The organism is Streptomyces sp. NPDC087787, from assembly GCF_044743035.1.
GTDB lineage: Bacteria > Actinomycetota > Actinomycetes > Streptomycetales > Streptomycetaceae > Streptomyces.
In genome coordinates, this window is record NZ_JBIUVQ010000007.1 from 244481 (window position 1) to 262014 (window position 17534).

At 70.0% G+C, this 17534-nt stretch carries 20 protein-coding genes and 1 pseudogene; 7 read left to right on the forward strand and 14 right to left on the reverse strand.

The window, feature by feature from the left end:
* Positions 1 to 225: 225 nt before the first annotated feature.
* Together ACIOWN_RS14180 and ACIOWN_RS14185 are read right to left on the reverse strand one after the other, a co-directional pair.
* Positions 226 to 861: an MBL fold metallo-hydrolase gene (locus ACIOWN_RS14180; protein ID WP_362354063.1), complete on the reverse strand. Its 636-nt coding sequence runs from the start codon at positions 859 to 861 to the stop codon at positions 226 to 228.
* Positions 862 to 915: 54 nt separating this feature from the next.
* Complete coding sequence (locus ACIOWN_RS14185; protein WP_362354065.1) at positions 916 to 2211, reverse strand: alpha/beta fold hydrolase; 1296 nt, start codon at positions 2209 to 2211, stop codon at positions 916 to 918.
* Positions 2212 to 2572: 361 nt separating this feature from the next.
* Here ACIOWN_RS14185 and ACIOWN_RS14190 point away from each other — a divergent pair, with 361 nt between their 5' ends.
* Entirely contained in the window at positions 2573 to 4258 is a 1686-nt protein-coding gene (locus ACIOWN_RS14190; protein ID WP_362354067.1) for a ribonuclease J, read from the forward strand.
* Positions 4259 to 4438: 180 nt separating this feature from the next.
* On the opposite strand, the gene ACIOWN_RS14195 is transcribed toward ACIOWN_RS14190, so the two are convergent.
* From ACIOWN_RS14195 to ACIOWN_RS14240, 10 genes and pseudogenes are all read right to left on the reverse strand, one after another.
* Entirely contained in the window at positions 4439 to 4642 is a 204-nt protein-coding gene (locus tag ACIOWN_RS14195) for a cold-shock protein (RefSeq protein ID WP_030052720.1), read from the reverse strand.
* A 245-nt stretch (positions 4643 to 4887) separates the two neighbouring features.
* Positions 4888 to 5226 (reverse strand): MerR family transcriptional regulator, encoded by a 339-nt coding sequence (locus ACIOWN_RS14200; RefSeq protein ID WP_362354069.1) that lies wholly within the window; start codon positions 5224 to 5226, stop codon positions 4888 to 4890.
* Positions 5227 to 6177: 951 nt separating this feature from the next.
* A complete protein-coding gene (locus ACIOWN_RS14205) occupies positions 6178 to 6486 on the reverse strand; it encodes an SCO5918 family protein (protein WP_362354071.1) in 309 nt (102 codons plus the stop codon).
* 56 nt (positions 6487 to 6542) lie between these two features.
* Positions 6543 to 6928, reverse strand: a pseudogene (locus tag ACIOWN_RS14210) (CBS domain-containing protein); the annotation flags it as partial.
* A 46-nt stretch (positions 6929 to 6974) separates the two neighbouring features.
* Positions 6975 to 8468: a DEAD/DEAH box helicase gene (locus ACIOWN_RS14215; protein WP_401982340.1), complete on the reverse strand. Its 1494-nt coding sequence runs from the start codon at positions 8466 to 8468 to the stop codon at positions 6975 to 6977.
* Positions 8469 to 8812: 344 nt separating this feature from the next.
* Positions 8813 to 9016 (reverse strand): cold-shock protein, encoded by a 204-nt coding sequence (locus ACIOWN_RS14220; RefSeq protein ID WP_362354075.1) that lies wholly within the window; start codon positions 9014 to 9016, stop codon positions 8813 to 8815.
* A 409-nt stretch (positions 9017 to 9425) separates the two neighbouring features.
* The gene (locus ACIOWN_RS14225; protein ID WP_362354077.1) at positions 9426 to 9914 is read right to left on the reverse strand and encodes a GNAT family N-acetyltransferase; all 489 of its coding nucleotides are present in this window, start codon (positions 9912 to 9914) and stop codon (positions 9426 to 9428) included.
* A gap of 456 nt (positions 9915 to 10370) precedes the next feature.
* Complete coding sequence (locus ACIOWN_RS14230) at positions 10371 to 10751, reverse strand: hypothetical protein (protein WP_362354079.1); 381 nt, start codon at positions 10749 to 10751, stop codon at positions 10371 to 10373.
* Entirely contained in the window at positions 10751 to 11428 is a 678-nt protein-coding gene (locus ACIOWN_RS14235) for a hypothetical protein (RefSeq protein WP_401982343.1), read from the reverse strand. The genes ACIOWN_RS14230 and ACIOWN_RS14235 overlap by 1 nt, the downstream gene beginning before the upstream one ends.
* Complete coding sequence (locus ACIOWN_RS14240) at positions 11419 to 11994, reverse strand: sigma-70 family RNA polymerase sigma factor (RefSeq protein ID WP_362354083.1); 576 nt, start codon at positions 11992 to 11994, stop codon at positions 11419 to 11421. The genes ACIOWN_RS14235 and ACIOWN_RS14240 overlap by 10 nt, the downstream gene beginning before the upstream one ends.
* 161 nt (positions 11995 to 12155) lie before the next feature.
* On the opposite strand from ACIOWN_RS14240, the gene ACIOWN_RS14245 reads away from it, so the two are divergent.
* The 6 genes from ACIOWN_RS14245 to ACIOWN_RS14270 all read left to right on the forward strand — a co-directional run bounded on the left by ACIOWN_RS14245 (position 12156) and on the right by ACIOWN_RS14270 (position 14940).
* The gene (locus ACIOWN_RS14245; RefSeq protein ID WP_362354085.1) at positions 12156 to 12638 is read left to right on the forward strand and encodes an Asp23/Gls24 family envelope stress response protein; all 483 of its coding nucleotides are present in this window, start codon (positions 12156 to 12158) and stop codon (positions 12636 to 12638) included.
* 83 nt (positions 12639 to 12721) lie between these two features.
* The gene (locus ACIOWN_RS14250; RefSeq protein ID WP_326804805.1) at positions 12722 to 12889 is read left to right on the forward strand and encodes a hypothetical protein; all 168 of its coding nucleotides are present in this window, start codon (positions 12722 to 12724) and stop codon (positions 12887 to 12889) included.
* Positions 12886 to 13299, forward strand: coding sequence for an Asp23/Gls24 family envelope stress response protein (locus tag ACIOWN_RS14255; RefSeq protein WP_401982345.1), 414 nt, complete (start codon positions 12886 to 12888; stop codon positions 13297 to 13299). The genes ACIOWN_RS14250 and ACIOWN_RS14255 overlap by 4 nt, the downstream gene beginning before the upstream one ends.
* 52 nt (positions 13300 to 13351) lie before the next feature.
* The gene (locus ACIOWN_RS14260) at positions 13352 to 14059 is read left to right on the forward strand and encodes a DUF6286 domain-containing protein (protein WP_401982347.1); all 708 of its coding nucleotides are present in this window, start codon (positions 13352 to 13354) and stop codon (positions 14057 to 14059) included.
* Between the two features lie 30 nt (positions 14060 to 14089).
* The gene (locus tag ACIOWN_RS14265) at positions 14090 to 14698 is read left to right on the forward strand and encodes an alkaline shock response membrane anchor protein AmaP (protein WP_362354091.1); all 609 of its coding nucleotides are present in this window, start codon (positions 14090 to 14092) and stop codon (positions 14696 to 14698) included.
* An 86-nt stretch (positions 14699 to 14784) separates the two neighbouring features.
* On the forward strand, positions 14785 to 14940 hold the full coding sequence (locus ACIOWN_RS14270; RefSeq protein WP_326804801.1) for a DUF6131 family protein: 156 nt from the start codon (positions 14785 to 14787) through the stop codon (positions 14938 to 14940).
* Positions 14941 to 15812: 872 nt separating this feature from the next.
* On the opposite strand, the gene ACIOWN_RS14275 is transcribed toward ACIOWN_RS14270, so the two are convergent.
* The gene (locus ACIOWN_RS14275) at positions 15813 to 17003 is read right to left on the reverse strand and encodes an SPFH domain-containing protein (RefSeq protein ID WP_362354093.1); all 1191 of its coding nucleotides are present in this window, start codon (positions 17001 to 17003) and stop codon (positions 15813 to 15815) included.
* 41 nt (positions 17004 to 17044) lie between these two features.
* Positions 17045 to 17272: a hypothetical protein gene (locus ACIOWN_RS14280; protein WP_326804798.1), complete on the reverse strand. Its 228-nt coding sequence runs from the start codon at positions 17270 to 17272 to the stop codon at positions 17045 to 17047.
* Positions 17273 to 17534: the final 262 nt, after the last annotated feature.

Below are 17534 nucleotides of genomic sequence, written 5' to 3' on the forward strand. Positions count from 1 at the left end.
GGAGCGGGGGCGGGGGCGGCGGCTAGGAGCCGGAGGCCGGGGGCCGGGGACCCGGGCCGGGGCCGGGGCCAGGAGCCAGGTCAGGACCCGGGCCAGCGGCCGGGGTCGGGAGCCGGGAGCGGGGGTCCCGAGGTCGAGGGCAGGGGTCCGGGGCCAGGAGCCTGGGGCCGGCGGGCGGGGCCCGGGGTCAGGGCCCGCGGCCAGGGAGCCGGGGTGGGAGACGGCTCAGACCTCTGCTGTTGCTCCCGGGGTCAGCCGCAGGTGCTCCGCGCCGCCCAGGGCGCCGATCTGGCGGTCGTAGATCGGGCGGGCCAGGTCGGTCAGGAGGGCGTCGTGGATGTCGTAGGTGCGCTGCGGGCCGACCTCGCGGACGTAGTCGATCACCTCGGAGATCTTGTTCCAGGGCGCCATCACCGGCAGCATCAGCGTCTCGACCGGGACCTCGGGCACGGTGAGCGCGTCGCCCGGGTGGAAGACGCGGCCGCCGTCGACGAGGTAGCCGACATTGGTGATCCGGGGAATGTCCGGGTGGATCACCGCGTGCAGCTCGCCGTGAACCTGCACGTCGAAGCCCGCGGCGGTGAAGGCGTCGCCGTGGCCGATGGTGTGGACGCGGCCCGGGAAGGCGGCGGCGATCTGCCCCGCGACGGACTTCAGGGTCCAGATCTCGGCTCCGGGACGGGACTCCAGGGCGGTGCGCAGCCGGCCCTCGTCGAAATGGTCGGCGTGCTCGTGGGTGACCAGGATCGCGTCCGCGCCGGACGCGGCGTCCTGCTCGCTGAAACCGCCGGGGTCGATGACGAGCGTCCGCCCGTCCTTCTCCAGGCGTACGCAGGCGTGCGACATCTTCGTGAGTCTCATGCACCCAGCCTGGACCACCCGTGCGCCGGACGCGCGGGTGGTCCGGGCGACGGGTCACTCCGTGAGCGTGGTCTCCTCGCGTATGACCTGCTGGGCGACCCGGAAGGCGGCGCCCGCAGCCGGAATCCCGCAGTACACCGCGGTCTGCAGCAGCACTTCCTTGATCTCGTCCGGGGTCAGGCCGGTGCGCAGGGCGGCCCGGATGTGGGCGGCGACGTCCTGGAGCTGGCCGCCCGCGACCAGGGCGGTGAGGGCGACACAGCTTCGGGTGCGCCGGTCGAGGCCGGGCCGGTCCCAGATCTCGCCCCAGGCGTAGCGGGTCAGGAACTCCTGGAAGTCACCGGAGAAGTCCTCCGCCTCGGCGAGCTCCCCGTCCACGTGCGCGTCGCCCAGCACCTCGCGGCGGATCTTCAGACCGGAGTCGTACCGGTCCGCCCCGCCCGTCGCCTGGGCCGGCACCGGCGCCGGGGCGATCTCGGCGATGGGCGCGTTCTGCGGAGGCGGGGCGAGCACTGGCTTGACCGGAGGGCCGACGACCGCCATGTGTCCGGTCGTCGATTCGAAACCGGGGTGCCAGGCGCTGGAGAAGTGACGCACCAGCAGGTCGGTCACGGCGACGGGCTGCTCCACCGGTACCAGGTGGGAGGCGCCGGGCACGACGGCCAGGCGGGCGTCGCGTATGCCGGCGACCAGGGTGCGCGCCTCGGCGGGGCCGGTGACCTGGTCGTCGGAGCCGACCAGGACCAGCGTGGGAACGCCGATGCGGCCGAGGTCGGCGCGGGCGTCGAACACGGCCAGGGCCTCGCAGGCGGCGATGTAGCAGCCGGGGTCGGTGGTGCGCACCATCTGCACGGCCCACTCGGTGATCGCGGGCTGCGCGGCGGCGAAACCGGTGGTGAACCACCGTTCCGGGGAGGTGCGCGCGATGGGGTCGAGCCCGTTCGTCCGGACGATCACCCCGCGCTGCCGGAACTCGTCGGCGGTGCCGAACCGCGGCGAGGTGGCGATCAGCGCGAGGGAGGCGAGGCGCTCCGGGTGGCGCAGCGCCAGTTCGACGCCGATCGCGCCGCCGAGCGCGCACCCGGCGTAGCCGAAGCGCTGCACCCCCAGTCCGTCCAGGGTGGCCAGCAGCCGGGTGACCAGGTCGGAGACCGAGTCGGCGGGGTGCGCGGGCGCTCCCCCGTGTCCCGGCAGATCGAACCGGAACACACGCCACTGCTTCACCAACTCGGGGACCTGCCGGTCCCACATGTGCCAGGTCGTGCCCAGTGAGGGACCCAGGATCAGGACTGGGGCGTCTTCTCGCCCGTCGAAGCGGTATTGCAGGGTGTTCGGTGGTGTCTCGCTCACCCGTCAGACCCTCTCATCTCTCACGACTTCCCCTGTGTCGGGGTCATGACTGTGTGGTCCCGACCAGGTGGAAGACCTCCCTGGGCAGCGTAGCGTTCGAGGCGATGACGGCCGTGTCCGGACCGATACCCACCACCGTGAGCAGCTGCGGGGCGTGGCGTTCCACGAACCGGGCGGGGCGGCTGTCAAAGTCCTGGATCTGCTCGGTGAGCTGTCCGATTCGCTGGGCCGGCAGGCCAAGACCGTCCTCGTCAGTGCCCGCACCTGCGAGCGGTGCCGCGGGTCACCCGCAGCACCCTGTGCTCGTTGGAGCACACAGGCAATGGATCACCCCGCCCCGCTCTCCAGGTACCGTCAGGGTATGAGTCATCCGCACCCCGAGCTGAAAGCCGCCCCGCCTCTTCCCGAAGGAGGGCTGCGGGTCATCGCCCTTGGCGGCCTGGGTGAGATCGGCCGCAACATGACCGTCTTCGAGCACGCGGGCAAGCTGCTCATCGTCGACTGCGGCGTGCTCTTCCCCGAGGAGACCCAGCCCGGCGTGGACGTGATCCTGCCGGACTTCACCTCGATCCGGGACCGGCTGGACGACGTCGTGGCCGTGGTCCTCACCCACGGCCACGAGGACCACATCGGCGGCATGCCGTACCTGCTGCGTGAGCGGTCCGACATTCCCGTCGTCGGCTCCAAGCTGACGCTGGCGTTCCTGGAGGCCAAGCTCAAGGAACACGGCATCCGGCCGCGCACGGTGCGGGTGCGGGAGGGCGACCGGCGCGGCTTCGGCCCCTTCGACTGCGAGTTCGTGGCGGTCAACCACTCCATCCCCGACAGCCTCGCGGTCGCGATCCGCACCCGGGCCGGGATGGTGCTGCACACCGGCGACTTCAAGATGGACCAGTTCCCCCTCGACGACCGCATCACCGATCTGCGCGCCTTCGCCCGCCTCGGCGAGGAGGGCGTGGACCTGTTCCTCACCGACTCCACCAACGCCGAGGTACCCGGCTTCACCACCTCCGAGCGAGAGCTGAACCCGGCGATCGAGCAGGTGATGCGCACCGCGCCGCGCCGGGTCATCGTCTCCAGCTTCGCCAGCCACGTGCACCGCATCCAGCAGGTTCTGGACGCCGCCCACCAGCACGGCCGGAAGGTCGCCTTCGTCGGCCGGTCGATGGTCCGCAACATGGGCATCGCCCGTGACCTGGGCTATCTGAAGGTCCCCTCCGGTCTGCTCGTGAGCACGAAGGAGCTGGAGAAGCTCCCGGACCACAAGATCACTCTGGTGTGCACCGGCTCTCAGGGCGAACCGATGGCCGCGCTGTCACGGATGGCCAACCGCGACCACATGATCCGCATCGGCAAGGACGACACCGTCCTGCTCGCCAGCTCCCTCATCCCCGGCAACGAGAACGCCATCTACCGGGTGATCAACGGACTCACCCGGTGGGGCGCCCACGTGGTCCACAAGGGCAACGCCAAGGTGCACGTCTCCGGGCATGCCAGCGCCGGCGAACTCGTCTACTGCTACAACATCGTCAAGCCCCGCAACGTCATGCCCGTGCACGGCGAATGGCGCCACCTGCGGGCCAACGGCGACCTCGCCATCCGTACCGGTGTCGACCCCGACCGGGTCGTCATCGCCGAGGACGGCGTCGTCGTCGACCTGGTCGACGGGCGCGCGTCCATCACCGGCAAGGTCCCCGCCGGCAACGTCTACGTGGACGGCATGGAAGTCGGCGGCGCCACCGAGGCGTCCCTCAAGGACCGCCTCACCCTCGCCGCCGAAGGCGTGGTCACGGTGGTGGCGATCGTCGACGCGGACACCGGCGCCCTCGCCGAGGCCCCCGACTTCCTGGCCCGCGGCTTCGTCCACGACGACGCCACCTTCGAGCCGGTCATCCCCGTCATCGAGAAGACCCTGGCCACCGCGGCCGAGGAAGGCGTCGGGGACGCGCGCCAACTCGAGCAACTCGTCGCCCGCGCCGTGGCGAACTGGGCGTTCCGCACCCACCGCCGCAAGCCCCTCATCATCCCCGTCATCATCGACGCCTGAGCCGCAGCCCGACAGCACGGCCCTCCACAGATCAGGGGCCGCACAGCCATTGCTGTGCGGCCCCTGATCCTGTGCAGCCCCGGCACGAGAGCAGGCGCCTTCGTCCGGGTGGGCGGCCCGACTCGCACGGGCGGCGGCCACCGGACGCGGTGCGCGCGATCCCTCGCGCAGGGCGCGAGGTCAGGCCAGGTTGATGTTCTCGGCCTGCGGACCCTTCTGGCCCTGGGTGACGTCGAACGTCACGGCCTGGCCCTCCTGGAGCTCACGAAAGCCCGTGGAGTTGATCGCGGAGTAGTGCGCGAAGACGTCCGGGCCGCCGCCGTCCTGGGCGATGAAGCCGAAGCCCTTCTCCGCGTTGAACCACTTCACAGTTCCCGTTGCCATGTCTTATGCCTTCCAGCCGATGAAGCCTTCCACTACCTGTGGCAGGCGGAGGTGATCGCCCTGGTCCCTGCGGCACAGCACAGCAAAACGCCCACACCAAAGGCGCGGGCAGGAGGGAATTCCGAACCACGACAGCTGACGCAGACGCTACACGTCCACACACCGTGTCACCATAGGAAATCATCACGCCGCACACCGAGACCGGGCGCGCGCGGTGCCCGCCGGCGCTGACGGGCACGCTCATCTCATGCTTCTGTGGTTGGGTTCGCTGCTTCGGCGGCGCGGCGATATTCGGCGTTGAGGCGCTGGGCTTCCTCGAGCTGGTCTTCGAGAATGACGATCCGGCAGGCGGCCTCGATGGGGGTGCCCTGGTCGACGAGTTCCCGGGCACGGGCGGCGATACGCAGTTGGTAGCGGGAGTAGCGGCGGTGGCCGCCTGCGGAGCGGAGTGGGGTGATGAGGCGGGCTTCGCCGATGGCGCGAAGGAAGCCCTGTGTGGTGCCGAGCATCTCGGCGGCCCGGCCCATGGTGTAGGCGGGGTAATCGTCGTCGTCGATACGGCCGAACGCGTCGTCTGCTGTCATTGCACCTCTCTGTGGAACGCGTGGAGGGGCCCTGGTGCCGTACTGGCACCAGGGCCCCGAAGGAACTACTACACCATCTGCCGGCCCTGATTCTGCACCGGCCCTCTGTTTCCGCGGACCCGACCGAGTCGCTGTCGGGGGCGCGGGGATCGCGGTTGCTTGACCGGAGACCACCTCACTATCGATGTCCTGCGGTACCCGGGCCCAAGACTTCCACCCGGGCGATCCTGATGGCGTTCGGCTCCTCCGTTCTTCCCTCTTGATCAACTACTCACTGCTGGGTACTGCGAACCTTCACTTGCGGGTACTGCCACTGCGGTACTGCTCATGGCGGCCCCTGATCACTGCGGGCCACCCGGTCCGGTCGTCAGTCCCGTCACCGTCCTGCAACCGCTCTGGCTTCGGAACTCCACCACCGCACCGTTCTGCGAACTCCAACTGTTGCTGCCCGGCAGTTCATCTCTGCCGGGCCTCGCTTGATCTCGGCTACGAGAGAAACCATAACCACACCGCCACCCAATGTCTACTCTGGCCGACATAGATTTCCGCGCGCTCGAAGATGAGGTAATCCGCCTCGGCCGGTCCATGGGTGGTTCAAGCGCAGCACGTCGGACTGAGCGGTGACGTCGCCGACTGCGCCGCGGCTACCGTCGGCGGGCATCCGGCCAACACTGCGTCTCGCGAAGACCACCACCGACCGGGCCGGACGCCTCCAGCCGTGACGCCCAGCAGGTCGGCCGTTGACGGGCGCGGCACGAGGGTCTGCGCCGCCCTCGACGATCCCGGGGTGGTCGAGCAGCTCGTGGAAGTGTGCACGCGGGTGCCGCGGTGGAAGCACGGGCTCACGGCAGCGACTGCGACGGGAACCCGTTGCACGCAGTGTGGGCCCGACCGGCGTACCGGTCGGGCCCACACTGCTGTTCAGATGTCGGCTCGTGCCTGTTTACCCGGTCAGACCGTCACGGGGGTGCCGAGCATCGCGGAGGCGTGCTCTAGCGAGCCGGGGATGTCCGAAGGCGCGGCCTTGGGGAGGGCGCGGCAGGTGAAGCCGAGTCGAGTCATGGCCCGGAGGACTTCGGCGGCGCTGAAGTCACGGCGGTCCTGGCGGGTGAGGACTTGGCCGACTTGCTTGACGGGGTAGTGCCGGCGGCCGATGATCACCGATTCTCCGGTGACCGGTTCGGGCTTGATGCCCTTCATCGATTCCAGCACTCCGTCCTTGGTGAGCTCGAAGGGGAAGCGGGCGATGACGCAGCGCATGTGGCCTCACAGGGAGAAGGGAAGAACGGTCCGACCAGGGGCGAGGCGTTTCGGAAGGAGAGGGCGAGGATGCCCGGGGCGCTGCCTTGCTCGTCTACGACTCGCAGAGCACCGGGCCGACGGGAGCGCATCGCGTGCTCGTGGTCACGGGTGAGGTGGACGAGCCGTGGTCGCCGAGGATGTCGCGCAGGCGGACGCGGTCCGTGTGAGCGCCGCTGTCGCGGACGGCGGTGAGGTCGGCTCGGGTCACCAGGCCGATGCGCTGGTCGTCCTGATCGCAGACGACCAGTCGGCCCGTGCGCGCGGCGGTCATGACGGCCAGCGCCACCTCGACGCTCATGTCGTCACAGACCTGCGGTCCGGCCGCGTCCATGACCTCCACCGCCGTCCTGTGCACGGGGTTGGCGTCCGCCGATCGGGGCTGCATCTGAATCAGCGTCAAAAGGTGCCTCCTGCAGAGGTGGGTCAACTTCCTGATCACGAAGGTTCTAGGCCGCCGCGTCGAGGACGGGCCGGCGTACGGGGGCGCGCCGGGTCGCCGAAGAAGGGCGGCGTCGGCCTCGGTAGGAGGCGCTGCGCTTGGGGCGTTCGACCACCGGTGCGGTGATGACGACCGGGATGCCGGACGGGGCCTGGGCGCCGGTGATCCGGCTCAGGGCCTCGTCTCCCGAGCGGATCTGGGTGGTCTGCGGCCGGATTCCGGCGTCCGACATGAGGCGGACCATGCCGCGGCGCTGGTTCGGTGTGACGAGCGTGACGACGCTGCCGGACTCGCCGGCGCGGGCGGTACGGCCGCCGCGGTGGAGGTAGTCCTTGTGGTCGGTCGGCGGATCGACGTTGACGACCAGGTCGAGGTTGTCGACGTGGATGCCGCGCGCCGCGACATTGGTTGCCACCAGCACGGTGACGTGCCCCGTCTTGAACTGCGCCAGCGTGCGGGTGCGTTGCTGCTGCGACTTGCCGCCGTGCAGCGCGGCGGCGCGTACCCCGCTGTTGAGCAGGTCCTGGGTCAGCCGGTCGACGGCGTGCTTGGTGTCCAGGAACATGATCACGCGGCCGTCGCGGGCGGCGATCTCGGTCGTGGCGGCGTGCTTGTCGGCGCCATGGACGTACAGGACGTGGTGCTCCATCGTCGTGACCGCACCGGCCGACGGGTCGACCGAATGCACGACAGGGTCGGTCAGATAGCGGCGAACCAGCAGGTCGACGTTACGGTCCAAGGTGGCGGAGAACAGCATCCGCTGCCCCTCCGGACGCACCTGGTCGAGCAACGCGGTGACCTGCGGCATGAACCCCATGTCGGCCATCTGGTCGGCCTCGTCCAGCACCGTGATGGCCACCTGGTTCAGCCTGCAGTCGCCACGGTCGATGAGGTCCTTGAGCCGTCCGGGCGTCGCGACGACGACCTCGGCCCCGCCGCGCAGCGCGCCGGCCTGCCGGCCGATCGACATCCCGCCCACCACCGTGGCCAGCCGCAGCCTGACGGAACGGGCGTACGGTGTGAGCGCGTCGGTCACCTGCTGCGCCAACTCACGCGTCGGTACGAGGATCAGCCCCAGCGGCTGACGGGGCTCAGCACGCTGTCCAGCGGTACGGGCGAGCAGAGCGAGGCCGAAGGCGAGGGTCTTGCCGGAACCGGTGCGCCCGCGGCCCAGTACGTCACGGCCCGCCAGGGAGTTCGGCAGCGTCGCTCCCTGGATCGGAAACGGTGCGGTCACACCCTGCTTGCCGAGTTCGGTCAGCAGGTGCTCGGGCATGCCGAGATCGGCGAAGCCCTCAACGGGGGGCAGCGCGGGGGTGATCGTCCTGGGGAGCGCGAACTCACCTCGCACTGCGGCCGGCCGACGGCCGTAGCCGCCGGAACGGGCAGGGCCGCCGGAACGGCGCGGTGCCTGCGAGCCCATGCGACTGCCGCCCTTTTCGGCGTCGGCACTGCCGTGACGGGAGCGGTCGAAGCGGTCGTTCGTGCGTGTGCGGTTCATGCGGAACCTTCCTCGATGTGGCACATATCAAGGAATTCCCGCAGCAATGAGCGGCATGGAGAATTACAGGTATGAACCGGCGGCAAAAGAAAACAGACTCGGGCCGGCGGAAATATCCGGGGCACAGGCGCCGAAATGGGTGACGCAATGGGGACGTAAGATCCGGGCGTCGGCTGCGGCGCAGCTCTTCAGGACGCTCCTGCATCACTGAAGGAGGAGCCGCGCGTGGTGAGACTGCGGATTCCGCCGAGTCGTCCCGCAGGTGGAACCGCCGCGGGGGACGCGTGCAGCTGGGTCCCGCACCCCGAAGGACGCGGGCCCCAGCTACAAAATGTGCGTCAGCGTCAGGCCGGAACGATGTTCTCGGCCGTCGGGCCCTTCTGGCCCTGTGCGATGTCGAAGGCTACCTTCTGGCCTTCGAGCAGCTCACGGAAGCCCTGCGCCGCAATGTTCGAGTAGTGCGCGAACACGTCAGCGCCGCCACCGTCCTGCTCGATGAAGCCGAAGCCCTTTTCCGCATTGAACCACTTCACGGTACCAGTAGCCATGTCATATCTCCTTCGGGGCAGTACATCGGAATCCGCACTGCGCGGACGCCATGTCGCCGCGATGATTACCCCGCCCGGAAATGACCGGAAATACACAAGCGCTCCCAACCGAAAGAACCGGGTGGGGCACTCGAAGTTTCGGGAACCACAACTGCAACTGAGATCGACAGTAGCACACTGGAACGGCCCGTGCACATTACGCAATTCCACTCTGCTCAGTGCAGCAAAAACTCTCACTACGCGGTCCGTCAAAGCCTCACTTCGCGAGCACAGATATTGATCCGCTCCGAGTGCTACGTTTCAGGAAGAGCGGCTCCGACGGCACACACGGAGTGCGTGGCGTCCAGCGGCTCCCGCAAGCCGGCCACCATGCAGGCGAAGCCGGTGCCCCGCCAACCGGCACACCGCGTCATTCCGAAGGAATGCGAAACTCGAATTCGGGACGGTCCCACGGCACGGCGGGCGGGTTCGCGAGCGCGGTCCCGGTCCGCACCGCACCGACGCGGTGGTAGAAGTCCCCGGCGGGAAGATGCGAGACGACCTTGACACGGTCGAGCCCGGCGGCACGGGCCTCGGACTGCATGTGCGCGACGAGCAGTCGTCCAATACCCCGTCCCTGCACGTCGTCGGCAACGAACAACAGGTCGAGCTCCGGCGGAGCGAGGACGAGCGAGTAGAACCCGAGGACCCGTCCTCCGTGCTCGTCGGCGCCGACGGCCACGAAGGCGCGGTGGGCTTCGATGTAATCAGGACCGACCCGGTAGCCCGCCACTGCGGCTGCGTACTTGCCCTCGTAGGCGCCTGAGCCACGCACGAGCCGCGTGAGCCGTTTGGCATCCCGCGCGACGGCCCTCCGTATCGTGATCGGCCGGCTGATCGGGGAAGTGCGTGAACTCATCGGGAGAGTATTTCGCACCGTGGGGTGTCTTCCTGGGGCGGGTCGGCTGCTCGGGCAGGCGTTCGTGCACCGCTCCCGGGAACCACTCGCCCAGGCCCCGATCGAGTACGTCCACTGCCGACGAATGGGCCGCCCGCCGGCAGCAACCGGACGCCCGACCGCTGCGGGCGAGCTGGAGAAGGGGGTGCCCCAGGGCAGCCCTTGGCCGGAGCCACCCTCGGCGACGGCCTCGCGCGGCACGTGGCCCACCGACATCGCCGCACTGTCCACGGCTCCCGTCTGGAGCACATCGCCGATGAGATCGCTCAAGACCGGCGGGCCCTGCTCAGCATCGTGGACGGACTCGGCTCACCGGCCCGTCGCTACAAGGTGTGCGGGGGGGGGCGGCAGAGAGGGTACGGCAGCTGAAACCCAACACTGTACATCGAGGACGTCGCCGGCCGTCGTGTGCGGCGCTCAGACTGTGTGGTCCCGGGCGGCGATGCGGGTGACCGTGACCCTGACTGTCACGGTGACCGCCACCGGGGCGTCGTGTGCGGCGAGGTAGGAGAGGACAGCGGCCCGTACCTGGTCATGGACATTGCGGGCGGTGTCCACCGCTCGGTGGCCTTCGGTCAGGACGCAGCGCACCTCGACGTGCCATCCCGGGCCGTCGGGCACCCGGTCGACGCGGACGCCGGCCTCGGGGGCGCGTTGAGCTGTTGTCTCCGGTCCTGCGGGCGAGGCGGCTGCCGTGAGGCGGTGGGCGAGACGGGGTTGCAGGCCGGCCACACCGGGAACCGCGAGGGCCGCCGAGGCCGCGACGCTGAGGGGAGGCGGCGTTCCGGTGGCAGCCATCAGAGGCCACCGCCCGTGTTCTGACCCGAGCCCACCGGGCCGAGGGACGAGGGTGGCTCCAGTACGTCGACCACGATGATGTCGACAGCCGACACGTCCATGCCCAGGGCTTGTACGGCGGCGTTGGTGATCGACCCGCGTACCTGATCGACCCTGTCGGGCAGCGGGCGGTCGAGGGCGGCGGCCAGGGTCATGGTCACCTGCACGCCGGTGCCGCCCACGGGCACGAGCCGGCAGGTTTCGGCCCTCGCCCCGGGGACCGTATCCGCGGCATGCCGCAGCACTTTCACCGCGGCGCTCTCGGCGATCAGCAGATCCAGCATCGTGTCGGCCAGTGGCAGCAGCCGTCCGAGCCGGACCTCGGCCCTGACGATGCTCATGACGCGGTCAACCAGTGCGTGCAGGCCGGAAGGGTCCTTGGCACGCAGCGCCCGCGTGGCCGCGTTCAGCCTGGCCAGCCCCTCGACGGCCTCGCGGCACTGGGGACACGACATGGTGTGCGGATCCGCGGTCGGCGTCGCGTCCTGTACCTGTTCCCAGACCTGGCTGAGCAGGCGGCCGCAGGTCAGTACCTCGTCACCTGCGAGCGGAGCCGCGTCGTCGATGGCCGAGCGGTCGGGAGGCCCGTCCCCTCCGGGCGGTTCGGAAGGCTGCGCGTGCGGGTCGTCTAGCGCCATGGGGCCATCGCCTCCTTCAGGGACCGGCGTGCCCTGAACAGTCTGCCGCGCACCGTTTGCTCACTGGTCTGTGTCACGACGGCGATCTCCTTGTAGGGCAGGCCCTGCAGTTCCCGCAGGATCCAGCAGACACGCTGTCCGGTGTCCAGCTCGCCGAGCGCGCACGTCAGGGCGGCCGTCTCCGCGTCCTCCTCAGCGGCTCGGGCCGGCTGGCCCCACGCGTCGCCCGTGGCGGGTTCGGCGACGGCGTCCAGTCGAAGGGGTGGCGGTCGGTGGCGTCGCGAGTTCAGGCAGCGATTGACGGTGATGCGGTACATCCAGGTGGGGAACTCCGCATCGTGGCGGTATTCCGGCAGTCGCCGCCAAGCGCTGACGAAGGCGTCCTGAACGGCCTCCTCGGCGTCCTGGGCGTCACCGAGCATGCAGTGGGCCAGGCCGAGGAGAGGGCGGCTGTGCCGCCTTACGAGAACAGCGAAGGCGTCCTCGTCCCCCTCGGCAGCCCACACAGCCAGCAGCCCATCCGGCAGGTCGCCTCCCAGAAGGGAAGAGCCGGTCCGTTCGATCATGCCGCTCCTGCTCATCATGTTCAGGACGATCGGGTACCCACCACCTTGCATGTGATGCACATCACACACCATGTGTGTGAGGAATCCGCCGCCCCGCATGTCCAACGTTTCGAGGGGCACCACGCCGGTGTCCGACCGACCGACCGATCGAGGCGACCGCCATGACGGACAACATCACCAGCGTCGGCGGGGGCAGCCGACCCGATGCGGGCGTGAGCGCGCTGAAGGGCCGTACCGGAGCCGGAGCTCCGGCCGAGACCCGGGGGAGGACCACCATCGCGGACGGCGTGGTGGCCAAGATCGCCGGCATGGCCGCCCGCGAGGTACCGGGCATCCACAACCTCGGGGCGGGCATGGCCCGTGCCTTCGGCGCTGTGCGGGAGCGCGTGCCCGGCGGAGGCGGCAGCGTCGCACAAGGGGTGAAGGTCGAGGTCGGCGAGCGGCAGGCTGCCGTGGACCTGGACGTCGTCGTCGAGTACGGCGTCTCCATCGTCGACGTCGCCGGCGACGTGCGCTCCAACGTGATCAGCGCGGTGGAGCGGATGACGGGACTGGAGGTCGTCGAGGTGAACATCGCCGTCGACGACGTCCACCTTCCCGACGAGGAGGAAGGGTCCGAACAGGACGAGGGCCGCGTGAGGTGATCCGCCGCGACCACCGCCACCGCCGCGTCCCGGCGTAAGCGGCTGATCACGCGGACGACGCTCGCGAGACGGGTGAGTGCATCATGAACACAGCGACCACAGGCCTCGCGGCCGGGATGGCCCTGGGCTTCGCCGGTTACTTCGGCGGCTTCTGGGCATTCCTTCTGGTTCTTGTCCTGGGGGCGGCGGGGCTGATCGTCGGCCTCGTCCTGCAGGGCGACCTCGACCTCCGTGCACGGAGGCGGCGGTGAGGACCCGGCCCGGCTCCCCGCCTCCGGGCCAAGGGTCCGGCCCGTCGGCGCGGGCCGTCGGCCTGCCGCCGCCGGCCGAGCGGGGTGCCACCGTCATCCCGGACAGGGTGGTCGCCCGTATCGCCACCCAGGCCGCACGCACGGCCCAGTCCCGGCGGGCCGCCCTCCCGCCCGACCCGAGCGGACCGGCTGCACCCAGCGCCTCGGCCACCGTCCGGAGCGGATCGGTGCGCCTGCACCTGACCATGGAACTGCCCTACCCCACCGACATCCCCCATGTCTGCGAGCGGATCCAGCAGGACGTCGCCGAACGGGTGGCTCAGCTGACCGGCTTGCGGGTGGGAGAGGTCACCCTCACCGTCCGACGGCTGGTGACCGCCTCCGGCGCGAACCGCGGGCGGGTCCTGTGACCAGCCACCCGGCCCGCACCGCCGGGCCCACCACGCAGGAAGGAGGACCGGAATGACACCCGACCCGGACCCTCCCGCCCGCGACTCCGCGCCACCCCCGCGCCGTGCCGCGGTGCCGCTGACGAAGGAGCCCGAGGAGCCGAGGGAGCCCGCAGAGCCCGGTCCGCCCGAAGACCACGCGCCCCCGCCGAACCCGACGGCCGGCGAAGGCGACAGAGGGCACCGGACCCACCGCCCGTGGTCCGCGCGTCGCCTTCCGGCCACGCTGGTCGCCTCGGTGATCCTCGTGGCGGCGGTCGCCGCGCTGGTCGACGTCGTCGCCGTGCGGGCGGGACGCCCCGCGGCAGCCTGGCGACGGCACCTGACCGACGCACTGGCCACCCGCCCCGTGGATGACGTGTGGATGCTCACGGGAGCCGCCGTGGCCGCCGCCGTCGGCGTCTGGCTGATCGTCCTGGCTCTCACCCCCGGCCTACGTCACTGGCTGCCCCTGCGCTCCCCCTCGCCCCGGCTGCGCGTCTCCCTGGACCGCAATGGCACCGCCGCTCTACTGCGCGACGCCGCCATGCGGGTACCCGGGGTCGGCAAAGCCCGCATCCGGGTGCGCCGCCACCGCGTCAAAACGCGCGCGGACGTCCGCTTCCGCGACCCTCAACAGGTGAAGGACGACCTCACCGCCGCCCTCGACGAGGAACGCGACCGGCTCGCCCTCGCCCGCCCTCCCCGCATCGTCGTACGGATGCGGCAGCGCACCAACTGACCGGAGAACCCCAGACCCGGAGTCCGCACCATGACGCCGCGACCCGTACTCAACCGCAGCTTGCTGGCCCTCGCCGGACTGGTCCTGCTCGGCGGCGGCCTGCTGATCCTCTTCGCCGGGTTCGGCGTGTACCGGCGACACGATCTGGTCCCGCCCGCCGGCTGGCCCCTGACCACCCCGGACGACGTCCTGCTCGGCTCCGCCGACCGGGCTCGCTGGAGCAGCCAGGGCTGGTGGTGGTGGCCCGCCGTCATCGCCGCCCTCGCCCTCGTCGCCCTGGTCGCCCTGTGGTGGCTGCTCGCCCAACTGCGCCGGCGCCGCCCCGGAGGACTGTCCGTCGGCGGCACACCTCCGCAGGAAGGCGTCGAACTGCGCGACCGAGCACTCAGCGACGCGATCGCCGCCGAAGCCGGTGCCCTGCCGGGAGTCGAGCACGCGGCCGTACGCATCACCGGCCGGCCCGCCCACCCCCGCACCCGTGTCAGGCTCACCCTCACCCCTCAGAGGGCACCGGGCGCCGCCCTCGCTGCCCTCTGCGAAGGCCCGCTCCGAACCGCCCGCCGGTCCACCGGCTTCCCTGACATGCCCACCGAGGTCCGCCTGCAGGTCGCCCGCCACAAACCACACCGCGCGGAGTGAGGAGGGGACGACATTCCCGTGTCCACGCCCTCGTGGCCCATCGCAGTTCACAGGGGAACCGGCAACTACTCCCCAAAGGAGAAATCATGATCATCCTGGGCGTCATTCTGCTCGTCGTCGGCTTCGTCACCGGGATATCCATCCTGTGGACCATCGGGATCATCCTGGCGGTCGTCGGAGCCATCCTGTGGGTCCTCGGCGCGATGGGACACGCCGTCGCAGGGCGACGCCACTACTGGTGACCGTTGCTCAGAGCCTCAGCGGCTCTCAGCATTCCGGGTATTTCGGCCCGGAAGATCCGTCACATCACCAAACCGTGAGGGCTTCGGCTCGCACCCGGTTGCGGGCGGCGTTGGCCTTCTCCCATCGGCGGGAAGGCTGCTGTCCGGTCCGCCGGTCGGGGCCCTGGCGCCCGGAGACGACACGGGATGCGCGGCGCAACTGCCTGCGCGCCCGGTCTGGCTCTCTCCGGTTGCCGTTGTCGTGTGCTAAGCGCTTTCTGGAAGAGCGGGTGGAACGGCCCGCCCTTCCAGGAGGAGCGCACCATGGCGCAACCGGTAAGTCGGCAAACGATCAGCGCTGAGCAGTTCAGCCGAGTGTGTGACGAGATCAGGAGCACGGCGGCGCCCGAGAAGGACGATCAGTCCATCCGGGACTGCGCTCTGCGCATCGTGCAGACCCTGGGCCTGGCTCTGTCCAAACCCCCAGGGAGCCCTCGGTACACCCGGGAGGCCATCCTGGACATGCCTGACGAACAGCCAGGAGAAAACGAGGGCCCGGTCAGGTAGACCGGGCCGTCGGCTTGATCCCGCTGCGAGCGCAGTCCGCGGACGATCTGCTCAAGCTCGGCCTGCTGGACGAGTCACTGGCCGCGCTCACACCGCAGGCCGAAGAGGCGCCGGTTCCCGAGGAGCAGACTGCCCCGCTCTGGACGAAGGCGACTTCGTCCTCGGTATCGCCGTTCCTCCCCGCCCGGCGACCACCTCCACCGCCGGCGGGAGCAGGCACTTCGCCTCGTCGACCAGGCGGAAAGCACCGCAAAGCCCCCAGGAGGGACTCGCCCAGCGCGCCGCCGCGGTGGAGCGGCGCGAGCCGCGGATCGCCCGCTTGCCGTTCATGCCTTCTCGGCGGGCCGGGGCCGGTCGCCGTTCACGCCAGGTGGAATCGTCGTCGACCTCTTGAGCGCGTCGAGGATCGCCATGCCCTGGCCGACGATCCCCGATGCCACCTCGCTGACCCCTGTCGCGCCATTGAGGACGGTGAGGGTGGCGCCCGCGAGACCGCGGGCCGCGGCGTCTGCGAGGGCGGGCAGATTTTCCACGACACGGTTGGCCGCGATCAGTTCCTGGTTGCCGTCCCTGAGAGAGGCGGCACGGGCGTTGTTGGCGTCGGCCTGTGCCTGCGCGATGGTCCGCTCGGTGTAGGCGGCGCCGTCCGCTTCGAACTTGGCCTGATCGCGGTGGGCTTCGGCAAGGGTGCGCTGGCGGTAGGCCTCCGCGTCGGCGGGGCGCCGCACCTCCGCTTCCAGCCGCTGCGCAGCCAGCCCTGCCTGGCGCCTGGCCAGGGCGGTCTGCTCCTCCGTGACCTCCTGGGTGGCCCTCGCCTGGGCGAGCGGACCGGCTTGCGCGGCGCGGGCGTTGGACTGCTCGGTCTCGGCGAGGAACCCCGCACGCTTGATGGCGGTGTCCCGTTCGTACTCGGCTTTCAGCGCCGCGGCCTGCTGTTCGCGTTCGGCGGCTTCCTGGTCGGCCTTGGCCTGCGCGATGCGTGCCTGGCTGGCGACGGCGGCGGCGTGCGGGGCGGCCAGGTTGTCGATGTACCCGGAGACGTCCTCGATCTCCTGTATCTGCAAGGCGTCGACGACGATGCCCAGCTTCTCCATCTCTGTGTGGCTCGCTTCCTTGACCTCCTGCGCGACGCGATCACGTTCGCGGATGATCTGTTCGACCGTCAGCCCGCCGATGATGGAGCGCAGGTGTCCGGCGAAGATCCGGCCCACGAGTTCCTCCATGGCGTTCTGTTCCGCCAGGAAGCGGCGGGCCGCGTTGGCTATGGAAGCGGGGTCGTCACCCACTTTGAACACCGCGACGGCTCGGGCCCTGAGGCGGATGCCCTGCTGCGTCACGCAGTCCTCGGTGATCTCGGCCTCGCGCAGCGCGAGGGACAGCAAGCGGGCCTTTTGTTTGACGGGGAAGACGAAGCTTCCGTGTCCGGTGACGATCCGGAATTGTGTGTCCTCCGCCCGGCGTTTCGACCCGGAAATGAGCATTGCCTGGTCGGGGGCGGGAACATGCCAGAACAGCATGGAATTCTCCTGTCGGGGTCGTGATTCACGGAAATCGTGATTCACGGGTCGGGAAAGTGCTCCACGACCACGGAGCGGGCCGAGGTGCGGTCCACGACAATGACGCGCTCGTGCTTGGGTATGGGATGCCGCGACCACGCGGCGAATGCCTCGGTCCCGCCGCGTACCGCCACGAGCACTTCCCCCGGGCCGCCCGGAGGGATGGACACGGTCACACGGCCGATCGCCCCCACAGGGCTCTGGTCTTCGTCGTCTTCTCGGTCGGTCATCCGGTCCCTCCTGCGCCCCGGCCGCCCGCGTTGCAGGTCAGGGCCCGCACTGCCCTCGCACTCCCAGGATTTCGTACGGTCCTGCACGGCGGTCAGCGGCCGTGTTTCACGGACCGGATATCCCGCATGACGCCACACGCCGTCCGGGCGTATGGAAAAGGTCGTTCATGGCGTAAACCTTCATCCAGGTGCGATGTGCGGGCACCCGTTCTCCTGCTCCCGACGACGACGCCAACATGGCCGCTGACGTACGGAATGCCCT